At 25.0% G+C, this 18596-nt stretch carries 17 protein-coding genes and 1 pseudogene; 16 read left to right on the top strand and 2 right to left on the bottom strand.

Translation table 11 applies throughout. The features are described 5' to 3' along the window. A partial coding sequence (locus MBBAR_RS10355) for an Ig-like domain-containing protein (protein ID WP_158082575.1) occupies positions 1-1000 on the top strand: 1000 nt, incomplete at its 5' end. Positions 1001-1146: 146 nt separating this feature from the next. On the opposite strand, the gene MBBAR_RS09095 is transcribed toward MBBAR_RS10355, so the two are convergent. Both MBBAR_RS09095 and MBBAR_RS09100 read right to left on the bottom strand, forming a co-directional pair. Next, positions 1147-2283, bottom strand: a complete 1137-nt coding sequence (locus MBBAR_RS09095) for a TIGR04083 family peptide-modifying radical SAM enzyme (RefSeq protein WP_080461033.1) — start codon at positions 2281-2283, stop codon at positions 1147-1149. A 219-nt stretch (positions 2284-2502) separates the two neighbouring features. Next, positions 2503-2670, bottom strand: a complete 168-nt coding sequence (locus MBBAR_RS09100) for a TIGR04165 family Cys-rich peptide (protein WP_080461034.1) — start codon at positions 2668-2670, stop codon at positions 2503-2505. A 449-nt stretch (positions 2671-3119) separates the two neighbouring features. On the opposite strand from MBBAR_RS09100, the gene MBBAR_RS09105 reads away from it, so the two are divergent. From MBBAR_RS09105 to MBBAR_RS09175, 15 genes and pseudogenes are all read left to right on the top strand, one after another. After that, entirely contained in the window at positions 3120-4559 is a 1440-nt protein-coding gene (locus MBBAR_RS09105) for an MFS transporter (RefSeq protein ID WP_080461035.1), read from the top strand. A 444-nt stretch (positions 4560-5003) separates the two neighbouring features. Beyond that, positions 5004-5987 (top strand): ATP phosphoribosyltransferase, encoded by a 984-nt coding sequence (locus MBBAR_RS09110; RefSeq protein WP_080461036.1) that lies wholly within the window; start codon positions 5004-5006, stop codon positions 5985-5987. Between the two features lie 79 nt (positions 5988-6066). Beyond that, on the top strand, positions 6067-6714 hold the full coding sequence (pyrF, locus tag MBBAR_RS09115; RefSeq protein WP_080461037.1) for an orotidine-5'-phosphate decarboxylase: 648 nt from the start codon (positions 6067-6069) through the stop codon (positions 6712-6714). Positions 6715-7277: 563 nt separating this feature from the next. Beyond that, complete coding sequence (gene cbiM, locus MBBAR_RS09120) at positions 7278-7976, top strand: cobalt ECF transporter S component CbiM (protein WP_080461038.1); 699 nt, start codon at positions 7278-7280, stop codon at positions 7974-7976. A 21-nt stretch (positions 7977-7997) separates the two neighbouring features. After that, the gene (locus MBBAR_RS09125; protein WP_080461039.1) at positions 7998-8294 is read left to right on the top strand and encodes an energy-coupling factor ABC transporter substrate-binding protein; all 297 of its coding nucleotides are present in this window, start codon (positions 7998-8000) and stop codon (positions 8292-8294) included. A gap of 71 nt (positions 8295-8365) precedes the next feature. Continuing rightward, the gene (gene cbiQ, locus MBBAR_RS09130) at positions 8366-9040 is read left to right on the top strand and encodes a cobalt ECF transporter T component CbiQ (RefSeq protein WP_231493735.1); all 675 of its coding nucleotides are present in this window, start codon (positions 8366-8368) and stop codon (positions 9038-9040) included. A 291-nt stretch (positions 9041-9331) separates the two neighbouring features. Beyond that, a complete protein-coding gene (locus MBBAR_RS09135; protein WP_080461040.1) occupies positions 9332-10438 on the top strand; it encodes a DMT family transporter in 1107 nt (368 codons plus the stop codon). Between the two features lie 221 nt (positions 10439-10659). Continuing rightward, a complete protein-coding gene (locus tag MBBAR_RS09140) occupies positions 10660-11502 on the top strand; it encodes an ATP-binding cassette domain-containing protein (protein WP_211272932.1) in 843 nt (280 codons plus the stop codon). 234 nt (positions 11503-11736) lie between these two features. Then, positions 11737-12195 carry a riboflavin synthase gene (gene ribC, locus MBBAR_RS09145; RefSeq protein ID WP_080461042.1) on the top strand — a complete coding sequence of 153 codons (459 nt, stop codon included), beginning with the start codon at positions 11737-11739 and terminating at the stop codon, positions 12193-12195. Between the two features lie 462 nt (positions 12196-12657). Beyond that, positions 12658-13395 (top strand): glycosyltransferase family 2 protein, encoded by a 738-nt coding sequence (locus MBBAR_RS09150; RefSeq protein ID WP_080461043.1) that lies wholly within the window; start codon positions 12658-12660, stop codon positions 13393-13395. A gap of 127 nt (positions 13396-13522) precedes the next feature. Continuing rightward, complete coding sequence (locus MBBAR_RS09155; RefSeq protein ID WP_080461044.1) at positions 13523-13921, top strand: DUF2304 domain-containing protein; 399 nt, start codon at positions 13523-13525, stop codon at positions 13919-13921. Between the two features lie 348 nt (positions 13922-14269). Then, positions 14270-14986, top strand: a pseudogene (locus MBBAR_RS09160) ((Fe-S)-binding protein); the annotation flags it as partial. A 234-nt stretch (positions 14987-15220) separates the two neighbouring features. Next, the gene (locus MBBAR_RS09165) at positions 15221-16534 is read left to right on the top strand and encodes an LUD domain-containing protein (RefSeq protein WP_080461046.1); all 1314 of its coding nucleotides are present in this window, start codon (positions 15221-15223) and stop codon (positions 16532-16534) included. 625 nt (positions 16535-17159) lie between these two features. Further along, positions 17160-17387, top strand: coding sequence for a hypothetical protein (locus MBBAR_RS09170; protein ID WP_042703767.1), 228 nt, complete (start codon positions 17160-17162; stop codon positions 17385-17387). 418 nt (positions 17388-17805) lie between these two features. Next, on the top strand, positions 17806-18522 hold the full coding sequence (locus tag MBBAR_RS09175; RefSeq protein WP_080461047.1) for a (5-formylfuran-3-yl)methyl phosphate synthase: 717 nt from the start codon (positions 17806-17808) through the stop codon (positions 18520-18522). The last annotated feature ends 74 nt before the right edge of the window (positions 18523-18596 follow it).

Here is an 18596-nt window from a genome sequence, read left to right on the forward strand (position 1 = left end):
TGTAGTTAGTGTTCAAATTGGTACTAATGTTACTATTTCTGGTGAGCTTGAGGGTTATGTTGGTAATGGCTCTGACATTTTAACTGTTAGTGTTGATGGTAATGTTTATGATAATGTTATTATTAATTCTACTGGTGGTTGGAGTCTTAATTACACAACTAACCGCACAGGAAACATAACTATTACTGTTAGCTATGCTGGTAATGAAAATTACACTAGTTTTAACAATAATACTAACTTCAATGTTAATAAATTAGCTACATATTCTAGTATTGACCTTTCAGATGATTTTAGAGTAGGGAAAACTACTGTTATAAGTGGTGTTCTTCTCGATGAGGAAGATAATACAATAGCTGATAGTGAATTAGAAATCACTATTGATGGTAAAAAACATTTAGTGAAAACCAATTACAATGGTTACTGGTATTTAACTTATAAACCCAAAAGCACTGGAAAAACTACAGTTGTACTTAATTTCAATGGTGATGCTAAATATTTAGGTTTTACTAACAGCACTAGTTTTGATGTTAAAAAAGGTGAAAGCTTTGTTAATGTTACTGTTAATGAGAATAAGGATGGTTCTGTTGAATTGATTGTTAAAGTAGTTGATGAAGATGGTGATACCATACCAGATTATAAAGTTGATGTTGAATTAGATGGTAAATACATAGGATCTGTGATAACAGATTCTGATGGAGTTGGAATATTCCATATACCAAATTCTAAACTTACACTGGGTAAACATAAGATTACAGCTTTATCAGATAATGAAAATTACTTTAGTAATCTAGCATTTGCTGAATTTGAAACCAAAAACAACAATAACACCAACAACACTAACAATACTAATAAAACTAATAATACTAATGGTAATGGCAATAAAACAAGCGATAATCCTGTAGCAATAGCTACTATGAAAAAAACAGGAATACCAATAATGGCTATTATACTAGTATTGATAAGTATATTTGGAATCAGCTTAAGAAGAAAACAAAATTAAACATTTTTTTAGGAGGATTTATTTATTTTTCCCTCCATACTTTTTTATTATTTTTTAGGATTTTTACTAGTTTTTCATTCTTATTTTATTTTTCGTTTGAGATTTATTTATTTTTTTAGGTATTAATGATTCAATATTGATTTAGTTTATCTTTTAAGCATTAGGTCCATAACACTATATTTCTTTTTTTGTGTTGGTTTTGAATTTCCCATTAGTGGAGGCATAGATGATTTTAAGAAGTCTTTGTTAGCTCTATTACTTACTTCTTTAAATATCATTTTATATGCTGTACATTGGGGGTCTACTGATTTAGCTGTTTCAGTAGCTACAATTCCATTATAAGGACAACCTCCTCTACAAAACTTTATATATGTACAGTCTGCACAATCTTCATCTACAAAGCTTTTAAATTCTTCAAGTTTTTTCCATGCTTTGCTTTTAGTTAAATCTTCCATACTGGGGTTATCTGAAACATTTCCCATTACCCATTCTTCCATACCATTAAAACGATAACATGGATAAATGTTTCCATCATGCCCAATAGCTAAAGTATCTCCCATACAGTCTGCAAATGTACATAGAGTTCCTCTCCGCATAAATGAGCTTTTACATATATGGTCAAAATCTTTTATTTCAATTTTATCAAGGTCATTTAAGTATCTATCAAGAAGGCTGATTAATAATTTTCCATGGTCTTCTTGTGATAATGCCCAAGGATCTGCATTATCTCCTCTCATTGATGGTAATGCTGCATGAAGTTTAATATTATAACCATTTTCTAAAAAGAAATCATAAACTTCTTTTTCATAATCTTTAGAATATGAGGTAAATGTACATATAAAGCTTACTCTGACTCCATTGTCAGTAGCTATTTTATATCCTTTCATAGTTTTATCAAAATATCCTTTTCCACGTTGATGGTCATTAATCTCTAGAGGTCCATCAATACTAGTACTGATAGCTACATTGTATTCAGCAAATAGTTTAGCTAATTTTTCATCTATTAGCCATAGGTTACTTTGAAGTGAAAAACCAGCTTCTTTATGAGTTGTAGTATTTTTAAGCATTGGTAAAGCTTTTTTGTAGAATTCATAACCTACAAGTAATGGTTCTCCTCCATGGAATGTAAAATGAACATAATCATCTCTAAATCCATCTAACCACTTTACAATTTGCTCTATTACTTCAATGTCCATTATTCCAGAGTCTTTTTTAGATCCCCAGCAGTATTCACAATTTGATGGACAATCAAGAGTTGGTATAATCATTACATGGAAAGTCATATTTTCACTATATTATATTCACTATTATTTTTAGTATTAATTAAGATTAAAATATTTTATTTTTGTTTTTATTATTTTATTTTAGGAATTTATTTTAAATATTATATTTTAGGAATTTATTTTGACTATTCTATTTTTAGGAATTTATTTTGAATATTATATTTTCATATTATATTTTTGTTTTTATTAATTAATGATTTTTCTATGACTTTTTTTATCTTATTCTGTTTCTTTATCTTCTTTTGTTTCAAAAACATATCCACATTTATCACAACTTATACATTTCATTTCTGCATGAGCTTTATGTTCGTCTAACATTCTTCTTTCAACAGTTTTGTCTTTTGAGCCACATTTTGGGCATTCTGCTAATAGTTGTTCTAATTTCATGTTATTATTTTTGTATTTATATTTTAAATAAATTTTTCTAATTTTTATCTATCAAATAGTGAGTGTTTGTGGTAAAATTTAAATAATATGATTAATAAATTATCTTTTTATAATTATTAATAATGATAAATATTACTTATTTTAATATTAATCATACTAGTATTAATTATACTATATTTAATCATACTATATTTAATCGTACTATATTTAATCATACTATGTTATTTAAATAAAGTTATAATCATTCACTGAATTATAATTTTTATACTAAATCATTATCATTATATTGGATTATAATTTTTATAGTAATTATAAAATTTATACTAAATATCATAGTTTTATAATATCATAGTTTTATTATATTATCATAATAATATTTTGAAATAGTAATTATAAAAAGTTAATTTAAATAAAATTGAAAGCCAATTTAGGTAAATAAAGGTATTTATATGAGTTCAAGATTAAAAGAATCAAATTATATAGAATTTGAGAAAAAAATTCAAGATAATTCGTCTAAAGGTAATCTATCTAAGAATAAATATGTTGTAATCATAACTGCACTATCTTATTTTTTGTGTGGTTTTTCAGTATCAGTAATATCAGTTGCATTACCAACTATGGCTCGAGACTTTGCAGTTAGTGCTGTAGCTCAAAATTGGATAGCTATGGTTTTTTTCTTATCAATAGCTATTTTTTCACTACCTTTTGGAAAAATATCAGCAAAATTTGGATTAAAAAAGACTTTCTATATAGGATTAATACTTCTTATAATAGGTTCTTTTGGAGTTTCTATTTCAAATTCTTCTGATATTTTAATAGCTTTTAGAGCTTTACAAGGTTTAAGTGTTGCAATTTTAAATGTTTCAACCTTAGCTATTGTAACTGAATCTTTACCATTAAATGAAAGAGGTAAAGGAATTGGAATTATCACTTCCATTGCATATGTTGGACTTATTGCAGCTAATGTTATTGGTGGTTTTTTAACTAATAATTTTGGATGGAGAAGTGTTTTTTTATTTGTTATACCATTTTTAATATTAACTATTTTAATTACTTACTTTAAAGTTCCAAATGAATGGGTTTTAATAAAAGATGATAAGTTTGACTATGTTGGAGCTTTAATTTTTGGATTAGCTATTTCACTCTTAACTTATGGTTTTACAATAATGCATACATTACACGGTGTAGGTTTACTAATATTATCAATAATATTATTTGTGATTTTTGGAAAACGGCAGTTAAAAATAAAGTTTCCACTATTTCCAGTTAAAATTTTGAAAAATAAAAAATTTACTTATTCAAGTATTGCTGCATTATTATGTTCTTTTTCAACATTTGTTGTTATTTATATTGTTGATTATCATTTACAATACATAAATAATGTTGATCCTCAAACTACTGGATTAATTCTAATGTTAGCTCCAATTTCAATGGCTATATCTACATTTTTTGCTGGAAGATTTTCTGATAGATTTAATCCTCAATTTATTGCAAGTTTTGGTTTATGTATAGTTTTCATAGCTCTAATAATCCTTACTCTCTTAAATGAAACTACTTCATTATCAGTTGTTATTTTAGCTATTGTTCTTGAAGGTATTGGTTATGGAATATTTATATCTCCGAATACAAACATTGTTGTAAGTTCTCTTCCAGATAAATTAGCCTCAATTGCATCAGCTACTGTTTCAACAACAAGAGTTATAGGAGAAACTTTAAGTTTAGGGATTTGGACTGTTATTTTTGCAATTATAATGGGATCTCTTCAGATAATTCCTAAATATTATCCATTGTTAATTGAAAGTTCACAAATTGTTTCTATTTTACTAGCTTGTGGTTGCTTGATAGGTATTATTTTTTCTTTGATTGGGGTAAAAAATTCAAAATTTTAAGAATTTAAAATTTTAAGAATTTAGAGATTAAAATAATAACATATATTGAAAAATAATAACTTATAGTAATTTTAATAGATAATTATATTTTTTATTTATTAATTATTTTCTTATATTAGTTATTTACATCTATTATTTATTTTCTTCTATTAGTTATTTACATCTATAATTTTATTTATTATATAATTATTTTTATAAAAAAGTAATTAAACATAATTTTGTTTTAATAATCATGATTTCATTTTAGTATAATGAAACATTGTTTTATTAAATTATGGTTTATTTTATAAAAATTTATATACTTTATGTAATATAATTTATATTCAATTAATTTAATTCAATTTACTTTTTATTCAATTTGTATTATTTATTCAATTTGTATTAGATATTTTATATAAAATATAATTTATATTATGTAATTTTTTAGAAATTTAGGTAGATTTTATGGAGATTGTAATTGGGCTTCCTAAGGGAAGTTTAAATAATGTAAATAGAGGGAACACCTATCAACTTTTTAAAGATGCTGGGTATGAAGTTCGTGGATATGAACCTGGAAACGAGTCTTATGAAATTAATATTGCTAATGATGAGGAAATTAAGGCATTTTTAACTCGTCCTCAAAGTACTCCTGTTGAACTCAATAGGGGAATGGTTGATATTGCTATTGTTGGCGAAGACTGGGTTAAAGAAGAGTCTGTTTCTCATGAAGGAGGAATAACAAAAATTGGTGACCTTGATTATGGTCAAACTCGTCTTATAGTAGCTGTTCCAGTTGATTCTCCTTATTTCTCTTTAAGTGAATTTTTTAGACTTAATAAAGATCGTAAAACTCCTATTCTCTGTTTTACAGAGTATCCAAACCTTACTCGTAAGCATATTATGGAAAATGATGGGTATAAAGAAGTTTTTGGAGATTCTATTCCTCTTGTTCAAGTTAGAGGTTTAGTTGATGGTGAAAATGATATGGTTCAGATAATTAATTCTGATGGTGCTACTGAGGTATATATAGCTAAAGGTGCAGATCTTATTGTGGATAATACTCAAACAGGTAGTAGTTTAAAGAAAGCTGGTTTAGTTGAGCTTGAAACTATAATGCATTCATCTGCTGGTCTTTATGCAGGTGTTAGCTGTGTTGATGAAAAAATGGAAAAAGCTAAAATGATTTTTGAACAGCTTTATGGTGCAACTACTGCTAGAAAATACTTTGATGTTAAATTTAATGTTAACAATGATATTGCTTTAGTTGTAAGTGATTTTTTAGTGGATAATGGTTATTGTTCTGATGAGCCTACCATTAATTCTGGAAGTAAATTTTCTCAGATTAATGTTTTAATTGAAAAAAATAAGTTTCCAGAAATGCTAAATGGTATAAAAAAATATAATGCTTCGTCTGTTGTTAGAAATGATGTTAAACAATATGTAAAATGAGCCATTATATAATTTTTTTTTAAATAATAGATCAGTTCTTTTAATAATAACTTACTATTTTAATAATAGGATGTATTTTATGAATATTAAAAATAATATAATTTTAGCAATGGATTTAATGGATATTTTAGAAGCTTATGAGGTTGTTGAGGAAATTTCAGATTATATTAACACAATCAAAATTGGTTATCCATTAACATTAGCTGAAGGGCTTGAATCTATAGGTATATTTAAGGATAATTTTGATTTTAATATTATTTGTGATTATAAGGTAGCTGATATTCCTGAAACTAATTCTAAAATAGCTGATTTAACTTTTAATGCTGGTGCTGATGCTATTATAACTCATGGTTTTGTTGGAGAGGATAGTGTTAAAGCTTGTTTGGATGTTGCCTCTGATTATGATGGTGATGTTTTTCTTTTAACAGAAATGTCTCATTCTGGGGCTCAGATGTTTCTTCAAGGAGTTGCTGATGATATAGCTAAAATGGGTCTTGAAATGGGGATTAAAAACTATGTAGCTCCTTCAACAAGACTTAATAGGCTTTCTGAAATTAGGAATATTGTTGGAAAGGATTCTTTTATCATATCTCCTGGTGTCGGTACTCAAGGTGGAGATCCTAAGGATACTTTGGAATATGCTGATGCTTTAATTATTGGAAGGTCTATTTATGCTTCAAATAATCCTAAAGAAGCTACTGAAAGTATTTTAAATTCTTTAAAATAGTTATATTTTTTTTTAAATTATTAAAATGATTATATTTATTTTTTATTATTAAAGTAATACGATTTTTAATATTATTTTTAATATTATTTTCAATATTAATTTTATTATTAATTTTAATATATTTTTAATTTTATTTAGTAGTATAATTTAGTATAATTTTATTTATATGACCTTTATTTATATAGTATTCATGTATTTATCTATGATTAATATTTATTAATATTATTTTTTATTTTATTATATACTTTATTTCTTTATTTTTTCTTAATTTTACATATTTCTTATTAACATTAAGCATATTTTTTTCCATTTGATTTAAATTAATTAAATTTGACTTTAAAAAATCAAAACATTTAAATAATATATTAATAAATTATTATTATCAAATAAACTTTATTTGTATTAAAGTTTGTTTTATATTATATGATGTAGTTAAATTTAATGTTATTTATATCATTAAAAAGATCTAATATTTTAATTCGATATTTGTCATTATCAATATTTGTCATTAAATTTAACTATAAAATTTTTTGCTTAATAAAAATAATATGGAGAGATATTTTATGCACATTATGGAAGGATTTTTACCACCAATTTGGTGTCTTTTCTGGTATATACTTTCAATTCCTGTAATTGCTTATGGTATTATAAGAATCAAAAAAGTAACTGAGGAAACACCAGAATCTAAGTCATTGTTGGCAGTTAGTGGTGCTTTTATGTTTGTACTTTCATCATTGAAAATACCTTCTGTTACTGGTAGTTGTTCACATCCTACTGGTAATGGTTTAGGAGCAGCTATATTTGGACCTGCTGTAGCTGCAGTTCTTGCAACAATTGTATTACTATTTCAGGCAATACTTTTAGCTCATGGTGGTTTAACTACTCTTGGAGCAAATGTATTTTCTATGGGTATTATTGGACCTTTAGTAGCTTGGGGAGTTTATAAAGGATTTACAAAATCAGGAATTTCTGCTGCTATAGCTATATTCTTTGCAGCATTCCTTGGAGATCTTTTCACCTATGTTACAACTTCATTCCAATTAGCAATGGCTTTCCCAGAACCTACTTTTCAAGCAGCTCTTACTACATTTTTAGGAATATTCGCTATAACTCAAATTCCATTAGCTATTGCTGAAGGATTGTTAACTGTTGTTATTTGGGATCAATTGACTAAATATAAACCAAGATTACTTGAAAAATTAAATGCTTTAAAAATTAGTTCTTCTTCTAAAAAATCTTCAGAAGTTTCAGGAGATAGCTAAGTTGATGGTGATGTTGATATTATGAGTACTAGAAATAGAGATATAATTTTATTAATTCTTGTAGCTATTATTGCTATAGCTCCAATGGTAATGTATTCTGGGCTTGGAGAGGATCAAGGTTACTTTAGTGGTTCTGATGGTGCTGCTGGTGAAGCTATTGAGGAACTTGGTTATGAACCATGGTTTTCTTCTTTTTGGGAACCTCCAAGTGGTGAAATAGAAAGTTTACTCTTTGCACTTCAAGCTGCAATTGGTGCAATAATCATTGGTTATTTCATTGGTTATTGGAGAGGAGCTTCTAAAAATAAAAAAGAATAATCATAGAAAGAAGCACATATATAATTTGATTAATTTGATATGGATATTTTTTAATATAGGGATTGTTTAAATTGGAAATTGATTATATTGCTCATACAAATAATTTAAGAGATGTTAAAAGTACTTATAAGCTTATAATATCCATTTCTTTAATGATATTTGCTTTAATAGTCAATTTACCAATTGTTTCTCTTTTTATAACCTTTTTAATTGGAATCTCTCTGCTTACAATAGCTAAAATCCCATTTAAATTTTATATTAAGTTCATGTCTATTCCATTTGGATTTGCTTTGATAACTTGTATTTTCATGGCATTTTTCTTTGGTAGTGGAACTGTAATTTTTAATACTGGTATCTTAGGTATTGTTGTTCGAGAAGATGCTTTATCGCTTGCAATAACTACTTTTTGTAGAACTTTAGCCTGCTTTTCTGCTCTTGGCTTTTTGTCTTTAACTACTCCAATTGCTCTGATATTAAATGATTTAAGTAAAATTAAAATTCCTAAAATTTTTATTGAAATAGCTTTATTAATGTATACTTCTATTTTTGTCTTTTTAGATCAGATTAAAATAATGACAAATGCTCAAAAAACAAGAATGGGGTATAATGGGTTTAAAAATTCTTATAGGTCTTTAGGTCTTTTAATATCTAATTTGTTTTTTAGATCCCTTGATAAAGGTGAAAAATTACAATATGCATTAGATTCTAGAGGTTATAATGGTGAATTACCTAAGTATGATCCTTAAATAATTGATCTCTTATTAATAATTAATATTCTATTTATTTTTAATTTTTAATTTTTCAATGTGATAATACTTTTTAATAGAATAATAGTAATACTAGTTTATAAGTAAATTCAAAAAAAGTAATACTAATAAGTAATAACAGTAAATATACTAATAAATAATTCTTTTATAATAATAGGTAACTTTTATAAAATAATTTCTATAAAATAATTTTTTTATAATGTAATTTTTATAAAGTATTTTTATAAAGCATTTTTATATAATAATTTTTATAAATTAAATGGTGAAAATTTGAATCTTAAAAACTATTGGGTTTTTTTAGGCTTATTAGCTGGCTTATTATTTGGTATTGCAACACCATTTAGCAAACTTTTATTGGTGGATTTAAATTCATTTCAATTATCTGGACTTTTGTATTTAGGATCAGGAATTGTGATCATTCCTAGCATAATTAAGAATTTTAATAATTTTTATAAAGATAAGGATGTAGCTAAAGATGAAAATACTTCTAAAAAATCTTTTTTGGAGGTTAAGTTTGATAAGAACTTTATAAAAATTTTACTTATAATTCTTTTTGGTGGAATATTAGGTCCTTTATTTTTAATGATAGGTCTTTCTCATAATAGTGCAAGTTCAACTGCTGTATGGTTAAATATGGAGCTTGTAGCTACAGCTATTTTAGGATTAATATTTTTTAAAGACAATTTAGATAAATTTGCTTCAATCGGTTTATTACTTACATTTATCGCTGGTTTAATAGTATCTTGGGGAAATGGATTTGGTGATATATTTTCTATAATTTTCATCATTTTGGCTTGTTTTTCGTGGGGATTGGATAATCAGCTCACTTCTATAGTTGATGGGTATTCTCCAGAATTCATTACATTTGTTAAGGGTATTTTTGGAGGTGGAGTTAATTTAACCATTGGAATGATTATAGCTTCTCAAATGATTTCATTAAACTTAATATTTTATGGAATAATATTAGGAGTAGTGTCTTATGGTTTAAGTATTGTATTTTTCGTTAGTTCTGCGCAAAACCTTGGAGCTACTAGAAGTCAAATTTTGTTTGCTACTGCTCCATTTTGGGGAATAATGTTTTCTATATTTATTGGTGAACCACTAACATTTAATTTGATTATAGCTATTATATTATTGATTGTTGCAGTATTAATCACTAATAATATTGTTCATAATCATAAACATCATCATAATAAAGTTGAACATCTTCATCTTCATTCTCATGATGATGGTCATCATGTTCATAAACATGATTCTAATGAATTTGAAATTTATAATAAAGATAAAAATAAAAAACATACTCATATCCATGTACACAATGAAAAGCATCATGAACATAATCATTTTCCAGATTTACATCATAAACATGATCATTAGAATTCAGTTTTATATATTAAATAATATTATTTGAATTAAGGAATTATATTTGGATTAATAACTATATTTATATTAAATAATTTTCTTTGAATTAAATAATTTTATTCGGATTAATAACTATATTTATATTAAATAATATTATTGAATTAAGTAATTATATATGGAGATAAAACATATTTTATAAATAGTAACAGGAAATAGTAATAGGTGGGACTATGAGTATTATAGAAGCTAAGAATATTACTTACTTATATTCTGATGGCACTAAAGCATTAGATAATATTAATTTCAAGGTAGAAAAAGGTCAGATCGTTTCATTACTTGGTAAAAATGGTGCAGGAAAATCTACCCTTTTTCTCCATTTTAATGGAATATTTGAACCAGAAAATGGTGAAATACTTATTGATGGTGAAAAATTAGAATATAATAAAAAAGGGTTACTTAAAGCTAGACAAAAAGTAGGGATAGTCTTTCAAAATCCTGATGATCAGCTTTTTGCACCAACTGTTGAAGAAGATGTTGCTTTTGGTCCACTTAATATTGGTCTTTCGCAAGAAGAAACAAAAAAACGTGTTACTGATTCTCTTAAACGTGTAGGAATGGAAGGATATGAAAAAAAACCTCCTCATCATCTTAGTGGTGGTCAAAAGAAGAAAGTAGCTATTGCAGGAATTTTAGCTATGAATCCTGAAATAATGGTTTTAGATGAACCAACTTCTGGTTTAGATCCTAAAGGTGCTTCTAAAATGCTCAAATTATTGTATGAACTTAATAACAAGGGTATGACTATTATCATATCTACTCATGATGTTGACTTGGTTCCTCTTTATTCTGACAAAGTTAATGTTATTAAAAATGGGACAATTATTAAGGAAGGCACTCCTCATGAAGTTTTTGATGATATTAATTTGATTCGTGATGCTGATTTAAGATTGCCTAGAGTAGCTCATCTTTTAGAAGTTTTAGAAAAAGAAGATAATCTTAAAATCTCTGATTCATATCCTTTAACTATTGGAGAAGCCCGTAAAGACTTATTGAAATATATTGATAAAGAGAAAATTTAGTAAAGATAAATCTAATATTTAATAATATAATATATAATGAAAATAATATAATAATTATATTATTTAATAGAACTTAATAGAGATATTTAAATTCAATAAGAATATTTAATAAAGATATTATTTAATAAAAATAATATAATAATTATAATACTTAATAACTATAATAAAATATTTAATAATTTATAAATAAATTTATGGTTAAATTTTTAATTAAATTTATAATTAGGTGAATTTATGCGAATTGGTATTTGTGATACTACTTTCGCCCGTTTTGATATGGGTGGGGTAGCTATTGATGAATTAAAATCTAATGCTACTGATTTAAAAATTATTCATAAGACTGTTCCTGGGATTAAGGATCTTCCAGTAGCTTCTAAGAAACTTATTGAGGAAGATGATTGTGAAATTGTCATGGCTCTTGGAATGCCAGGACCTATGGAAAAAGATAAAATGTGTGCTCATGAGGCATCTACTGGTCTTATTAGAGCTCAATTGATGACTAATACTCACATTCTAGAAGTTTTTGTTCATGAGGATGAAGAGGAAAAAGATGATCTTTTAAAAGAATTAGCTGAGAATCGAGCTCGTGAACATGCTCGAAACTTAATAAAAATGATGTTTTCTCCTAAACAAATGCAAAAAGAAGCTGGAATGGGAATGCGTGAAGGCAAAGAAGATGTTGGTCCATTATAATTATTATTAAATCATAAACATTTTTAAATTATATTAATAATAAATTATAACCGATATTAAATAATAACTAGTATTAAATTATAATTAGTATTAAATTATAAACAGTCTTAAATTATAATCAATATAAAATTATATTTATTATTACAATCTTCAATATAAATAATAAAAATAATAATTATAATTATTTCTATCATAACATATTTCTATCATAACATTTATATAATTCATACAATATATTAAAAAGCAAACACTCAGTATATATAATTTAAAAACAAAGTAATAAAAACAAAGTAATAAAAACAAAATAATAAAAACAAAATAATAAAAATAAATTAATTCAAAAATATAATTAAAATAATTATATTTCTAAAAATATCATATAGTTTATATCATATATCTTATATTTCATTTAACTTTATTTATAATTTATTTATATTTTATTCAGATAATGGTAATTCAAATATGACAGATAAAAACGAAGTCTCTAGCTTTTCTAATAATCATTTAATTAATAAAGATACTGATGGGATATTTGTTGTTGTTCCTGCTTTCAATGAAGATAAAACAGTTGGTTCAGTTATAGAAGAAATTGTAAAATTAGGATATAATGTCATTCTTGTTGATGATGGTTCTAGTGACAATACTTATGAAATAGCTAAATCTTCTAAATCTAAATATCCAGATAATATTTTTATATATCAACATGTTATTAACAGAGGTTTAGGTGCAGCTTTAAAAACAGGTATGACTGGAGCATTAATTCACGGTGCTAAGTTTATTGTTACTTTTGATGCTGATGGTCAGCATGCTGTGGAAGATATAGCTAAAGTTTGCAAACCATTAAAAGATGGAAATGCAGATGCGGTCATTGGATCAAGACCATTTGAAGATATGCCAAATTCTAAAAATTTTGCAAATACAGTTATGAATCTCATGACTTATGTGTTTTATAGAACCAAGGTTAAAGATTCTCAATCTGGCCTTAGAGCTTTCAAAGCAGAAGTTATTCCCAAATTAAATTTGTTATCAAGAGGTTATGGGGTATCTTCAGAGTTTATTAGGGAGATTAGAAGAAATCATCTTAAACTAGAAGAAGTTACAATTACTACTATTTACACTCCTGAAACTCAAGCTAAAGGAACCAATGCAATAGTTGGACTTAAAATTTTATTTAAAATGATAATGGATATATTTAAATGATTGATTTATTATATTTAGGCGGTTGAATTGTTATATTTGGTTGATTGGTTTGTTATTTTAGATGATTGGTAAATTCACATTAAAATATATTTACATTAAATTATTCTATTATGCTGTTGTTTTATAAATGGAGTGTGTAATTATTTTTGGAGATATAAGGTTATTTCAGATATTGGTTGTGTTTATAGCTATTTTAGCAATATTATTAGTTTTTAATAGATTTCATAAGAAAAAAACTTCTATTACAACTTTTATTCTTTGGGTAGTATTATGGGTTTTAGTGGCTATATTTGCTATAATACCTGAATCTAGTACATATATAGCTAATCTTATCGGCATTGGAAGAGGTTTGGATTTAATAATTATTTTTGGAATTATTGGTTCTTATTATTTAATATTTAGGGTTTATTTAAAGCTTGAAAAAATAGATCAAGATATAACAAAATTAGTAAGAATAATTTCAATAGAAAAAGAACTAAATTATGAATTAGAACAAGATCAAGATGAAAATAAAGATAAAAAATGATTTTATTGATTAATTTTTATTTAATTATTATTTAATCTTTATTTAATTATTATTTTATTTCGATATATTGTTTTTAATATTTTTTAAAATTCTATTTTTTGTAATTCTTATGATTATTATAATAGAAAAAGCTATTAATAATAAAATATATAATATAATTTGATAAAATTTTTATAATGTATTTTTATAGTATATTTTTTAATATATTTTCTTAATATATCTAATTTAATATATTTCTAATTTAATATATTTGTTTAATAATTTATTTTTCTACTATTTTTAATAGATTTATAATTATTCTTATAATTATTAATTATTTTAATATCTTGAGAGTATGGTGAATGTATAATGTTATATTTTAGGGGATGTACAGCTCGTGAAAGAGTAAATTCTATTTCTGATTCCACAGAAAAACTTTTAAAATTAGCTAATATTGATTTTAAAACTTTAGATGATGAAGAATGTTGTGGTTCTGTTCTTCTTAGAACTGGTTTTGAGGATGATGCTAAAGAACAGATGAAAAAGAATTTACCTAAACTAAAAGATGAAAAAATTGTTGTTTCTTGTGCTGGTTGCTATAAAACATTAAAACAAGATTATATGGACTATATTGGGGCTGATTTAGATGTTATTCATATCTCACAGTTACTTAATGAAATAATATCTAATAATTATAATAATAGTAATATTAATGGTAATAATAATAATAATAATAATTTTGATTTTGATTTTGATTCTTTGATAGATGAAGATATTTCAGTTACATATCATGATCCCTGTCATTTAGGTAGGCATAGTGGTGAATTTGATGCTCCGCGAGAGGTTATAAAGAGTTTTTCAAATCTTATTGAGATGGAAAATATTCGTGAAAACTCTTTATGTTGTGGTTCTGGTGGAGGGGTCAAATCTGCTTTTCCAGAAATTGCAAATTTAATAGCTTCTAGAAGAGGTGAAGAAGCAGAAGATACTGGAGCTGAAATTTTAATAACTTCTTGTCCTTTTTGTAAATTAAATTTAAATGAAAATTCTTCTATGGAAGTTTTAGATCTTTCAGAATTTATTTTAGCTTGTATTGAAGGTAATATTGATAAATTTTTAAATGACAAACACGAAAAAACTAAAGAAGAAGAGAAAAATAAACAAAAAATGGATAAAAAAGAAGAAAAAGATAAAAAAAATAAAAATAAACAAGAAAAAGATAAGAAAGAGAAAGATAATCAAAAAAAAGATAAGGAAGAAAAAGATAAAAAAGAGAAAGATAAAAAAGAACTAATTGATGAAAAAGTGGAGGATCTTTAAATGAATGAAAATGAATTAGAATCAATGAGAAATTCATTTAAAACTGTTTATAATAAACGTAAAAGTATTTTAAACGATCCTCAAGTTAAAAATCTTCAAGAAAAAGTCATTGATATTAGAAAAGATTCTATTGATAACAATGAGAAGTTAATTGAAACTCTTAAAGAATCTTTCAAAAAAAATGATATTGATTATGCTTTTGCAGATAATGCTGAAGAGGCCAGAAATATTATTTGTGATGTTATTAAAAGTGAAATTAATGAAGATTTGAAAGATGATACATCAAATTATAGTTTTAATGATAATAATAACTTTAATGATAATGATTTTAATGATGATAATAGCTTTAATGATAAAAATTCAATTGTTGTAGCTAAGTCTAAATCTAATACTCTTGGAGAAATTGCAGCTTCTAAATTTCTTCAATCAAAAGGTATAAATGTTATTGAAACAGACTTGGGAGATAGGATATTACAATTAAAAGGAAAAGATAATAAACCTACACATCCAACAGGCCCCGCATCCCATTTAAATGTTGAAGAAATTTCAAAAATTGTAAGTAAAGGGTTGAATATAGATGTTGCTTGTGATCCTAAAGCTATTATGGAAGTTGTAAAAGAGGATATTTTAAATAAAGTCTCTGAGGCTGATATTGGATTAAGTGGAGCTAATGCAGTAGCTTGTGAAGATGGATCTTTAGTTTTTGTTCATAATGAAGGTAATATATCTCTTGTTTCTCTCATGAAGACTCATATTATTGTGGCAGGTATAGAAAAACTTGTTAGGACTATTGAAGATGCTATTTCAATAGCTAAACTTGAAACTATATATGCTACTGGAAGCAAGGTAACTTCTTATATTAATATTGTTTCAGGGCCTTCAAAAACTGCTGATATTGAGAAAAAGCTACTTAAAAATATGTATGGTGCAGAAAAAGTCTTTGTCATTATTTTAGACAATGGACGTTTAGAAGCTATTGAATCAATTACTGAATGTCTTTATTGTATTGGTTGTGGTAGTTGTATTGTTACTTGTCCTGTTTATAATGCTATAGGTAATGAATTTGGTTTTAATAATTATCTAGGTGGTCGTGGAGTAGCTATGAGTAAGTTTATTCAGGATACTGAAACTAGTATTTCTTCTGGACTTTATAAATGTACATTATGTGGTCTTTGTAAAATTAACTGTCCTGTGACTATTTCTACATCTGATATTATTGAGAATATTCGTGCTGAAACTCTTAAAAAGGGTTTATATCCTGAAAAACATGGGAAATTCAAGGATAATATTAAGAATAAAGGTTCTCCTTATTAATTTATTCTAATAACTTAATCAGACTTGTATAAATTCTTTATTAATATATAAATTCGTTATTAATAGATTATAGTTAAAAATATAATTAAAAAATAAAAAAGTATTACTAAATAAAAAATAAATAGAATAATAATTAAATACAATAATTAAATATAGATTAAATAAAAAATTGTAATATTATTAAAAATTATAATGTTAGTTAAAGATTGCAATTTTACTTGAAAAATTAAGTTTTAATAGTATATTTTGCAACAATTTGAAAACAATTAAATATTCAAAATCATTAAATATATAATTTATTAAAATAATTATTATACAAATTTATTTAATATAAAAATTTATTTAATATACAAATTTCTTTAAGAATTATTGATAATTTTCTTATAAATTATATAAGCTTATAATATAATATTATATTAATAATTGTAATATAGTTATTAGCTTATTAAATGTAATCATAATGTATTTTATAATAGCTTATTATAATGTAATTATAGAATGTATTTTATAATAGCTTATTATAATGTAATTATAGAATGTATTTTATAATAGCTTATTATATAATATAGATAAATATTAGTATAGATAAATATTATACTGAGGATATGCTAAAGGAAGATTTAAAATGAAAGTTAATACTTTAATAATCCAAACAAAAAATTCAAAGGACTCTTTGACATTTAAAGTAGGACAGACTTTAACATCTGATAAATTTGAACTTTTAACGGTTGATAGTCCTATAAATTATATTAATATTAATACAAAGACCGGATTTATTGAAATTAAAACTAATGAGGACAACTTTTTATGGTATTCTTTAAATGATATCCAATTTTTGTCTTTTAACATTTGATTAATATCTAAGATTTTTAGTTATGTATTAATTAATGTTAATTTATTAATAATAGAATGTATATATCTTAAAATGTTTTTTAAGTTTAATTAATTAAGTTTAGTTATTTATTAAATAGGAATTTTTATATAGGAATTTTTATATATTATTTAGGGATTTTTATATTATTTTTATAAATTATTTCTATAGTATAACTTATTTCTATAAAATAGCTCATTTCTATAAAATAGCTCATTTTTATAAAATAACTTATTTTCATAAAATAACTTATTTTTTTATAAAATTATGTTATTAATTTATTTAATCTAAAAGTTTTTATATTATAGATTTAATAAATAATGTAAATTGATATTTTTTAAATATATTCATTTTAATTTAGCTATTTTAAGTTAGAAAGTAAATTTATGGAGGAAATGTATTGCTTCTATTAATAAGCCCTATAAACAATGAAGAAGCACTAGAGTCTATTGAAGGCGGTGCAGATATAGTCGATGTTAAAAATCCTAAAGAAGGATCTCTCGGAGCTAATTTCCCGTGGGTGATTAGTGAAATTAGAAAAATGACTCCCGATGATATGTTAGTAAGTGCAACTCTTGGAGATGTTCCCTATAAACCTGGAACGGTGTCTCTTGCAGCGATGGGTGCTTTAACATCTGGTGCAGATTATATTAAAGTAGGATTGTATGGTACATCTAATTATGATGAGGCTTTAGAAGTTATGACTAATGTTGTTAAAACTGTTAAGAGTAATAATCCTAATGCTACAGTTGTTGCATCTGGTTACGGCGATGCTCATAGAGTTGGAGCAGTTTCACCATGGGATATTCCAAAAGTAGCTAAAGAGTCTGGAAGTGATTTAGCTATGTTGGATACGGCAGTTAAAGATGGCAAAACTTTGTTTGATTATTTAAATATCGATGATTTAAAAAAATTTGTTGAGGAAACTCATAGCTATGGCTTAAAATCAGCTCTTGCAGGTTCTGTTAAAAAAGAACAATTAAAACCACTTTATGATATTGGTTGTGATGTTGTTGGTGTTAGAGGTGCTGCTTGTACTGGTGGAGATAGAAATAATGGTAAAATCAGTCGAACTGCTGTAGCTGAATTGAAAGAATTAGTTAATTCTTTTGATTAGTCATAAAGAAATTAACAATTTTTCATTAAAAAATTAAATATTAAAATTAAAATTGATTATTATTTATAATAAAT

The sequence above is a fragment of the Methanobrevibacter arboriphilus JCM 13429 = DSM 1125 genome, from assembly GCF_002072215.1.
Taxonomy (GTDB): Archaea; Methanobacteriota; Methanobacteria; order Methanobacteriales; family Methanobacteriaceae; genus Methanobinarius; species Methanobinarius arboriphilicus.

Bases quoted from the DNA above. Each gene is read 5' to 3' on its own strand.
- MBBAR_RS09165 (WP_080461046.1), top strand. From the start codon at position 15,221: ATGAATGAAAATGAATTAGAATCAATGAGAAATTCATTTAAAACTGTT.
- ribC (WP_080461042.1), top strand. From the start codon at position 11,737: ATGCGAATTGGTATTTGTGATACTACTTTCGCCCGTTTTGATATGGGT.
- MBBAR_RS09155 (WP_080461044.1), top strand. From the start codon at position 13,523: ATGGAGTGTGTAATTATTTTTGGAGATATAAGGTTATTTCAGATATTG.
- MBBAR_RS09100 (WP_080461034.1), bottom strand. From the start codon at position 2,670: ATGAAATTAGAACAACTATTAGCAGAATGCCCAAAATGTGGCTCAAAA.
- MBBAR_RS09125 (WP_080461039.1), top strand. From the start codon at position 7,998: ATGAGTACTAGAAATAGAGATATAATTTTATTAATTCTTGTAGCTATT.
- MBBAR_RS09110 (WP_080461036.1), top strand. From the start codon at position 5,004: ATGGAGATTGTAATTGGGCTTCCTAAGGGAAGTTTAAATAATGTAAAT.
- MBBAR_RS09150 (WP_080461043.1), top strand. From the start codon at position 12,658: ATGACAGATAAAAACGAAGTCTCTAGCTTTTCTAATAATCATTTAATT.
- MBBAR_RS09170 (WP_042703767.1), top strand. From the start codon at position 17,160: ATGAAAGTTAATACTTTAATAATCCAAACAAAAAATTCAAAGGACTCT.
- cbiM (WP_080461038.1), top strand. From the start codon at position 7,278: ATGCACATTATGGAAGGATTTTTACCACCAATTTGGTGTCTTTTCTGG.
- MBBAR_RS09095 (WP_080461033.1), bottom strand. From the start codon at position 2,283: ATGACTTTCCATGTAATGATTATACCAACTCTTGATTGTCCATCAAAT.
- MBBAR_RS09105 (WP_080461035.1), top strand. From the start codon at position 3,120: ATGAGTTCAAGATTAAAAGAATCAAATTATATAGAATTTGAGAAAAAA.
- pyrF (WP_080461037.1), top strand. From the start codon at position 6,067: ATGAATATTAAAAATAATATAATTTTAGCAATGGATTTAATGGATATT.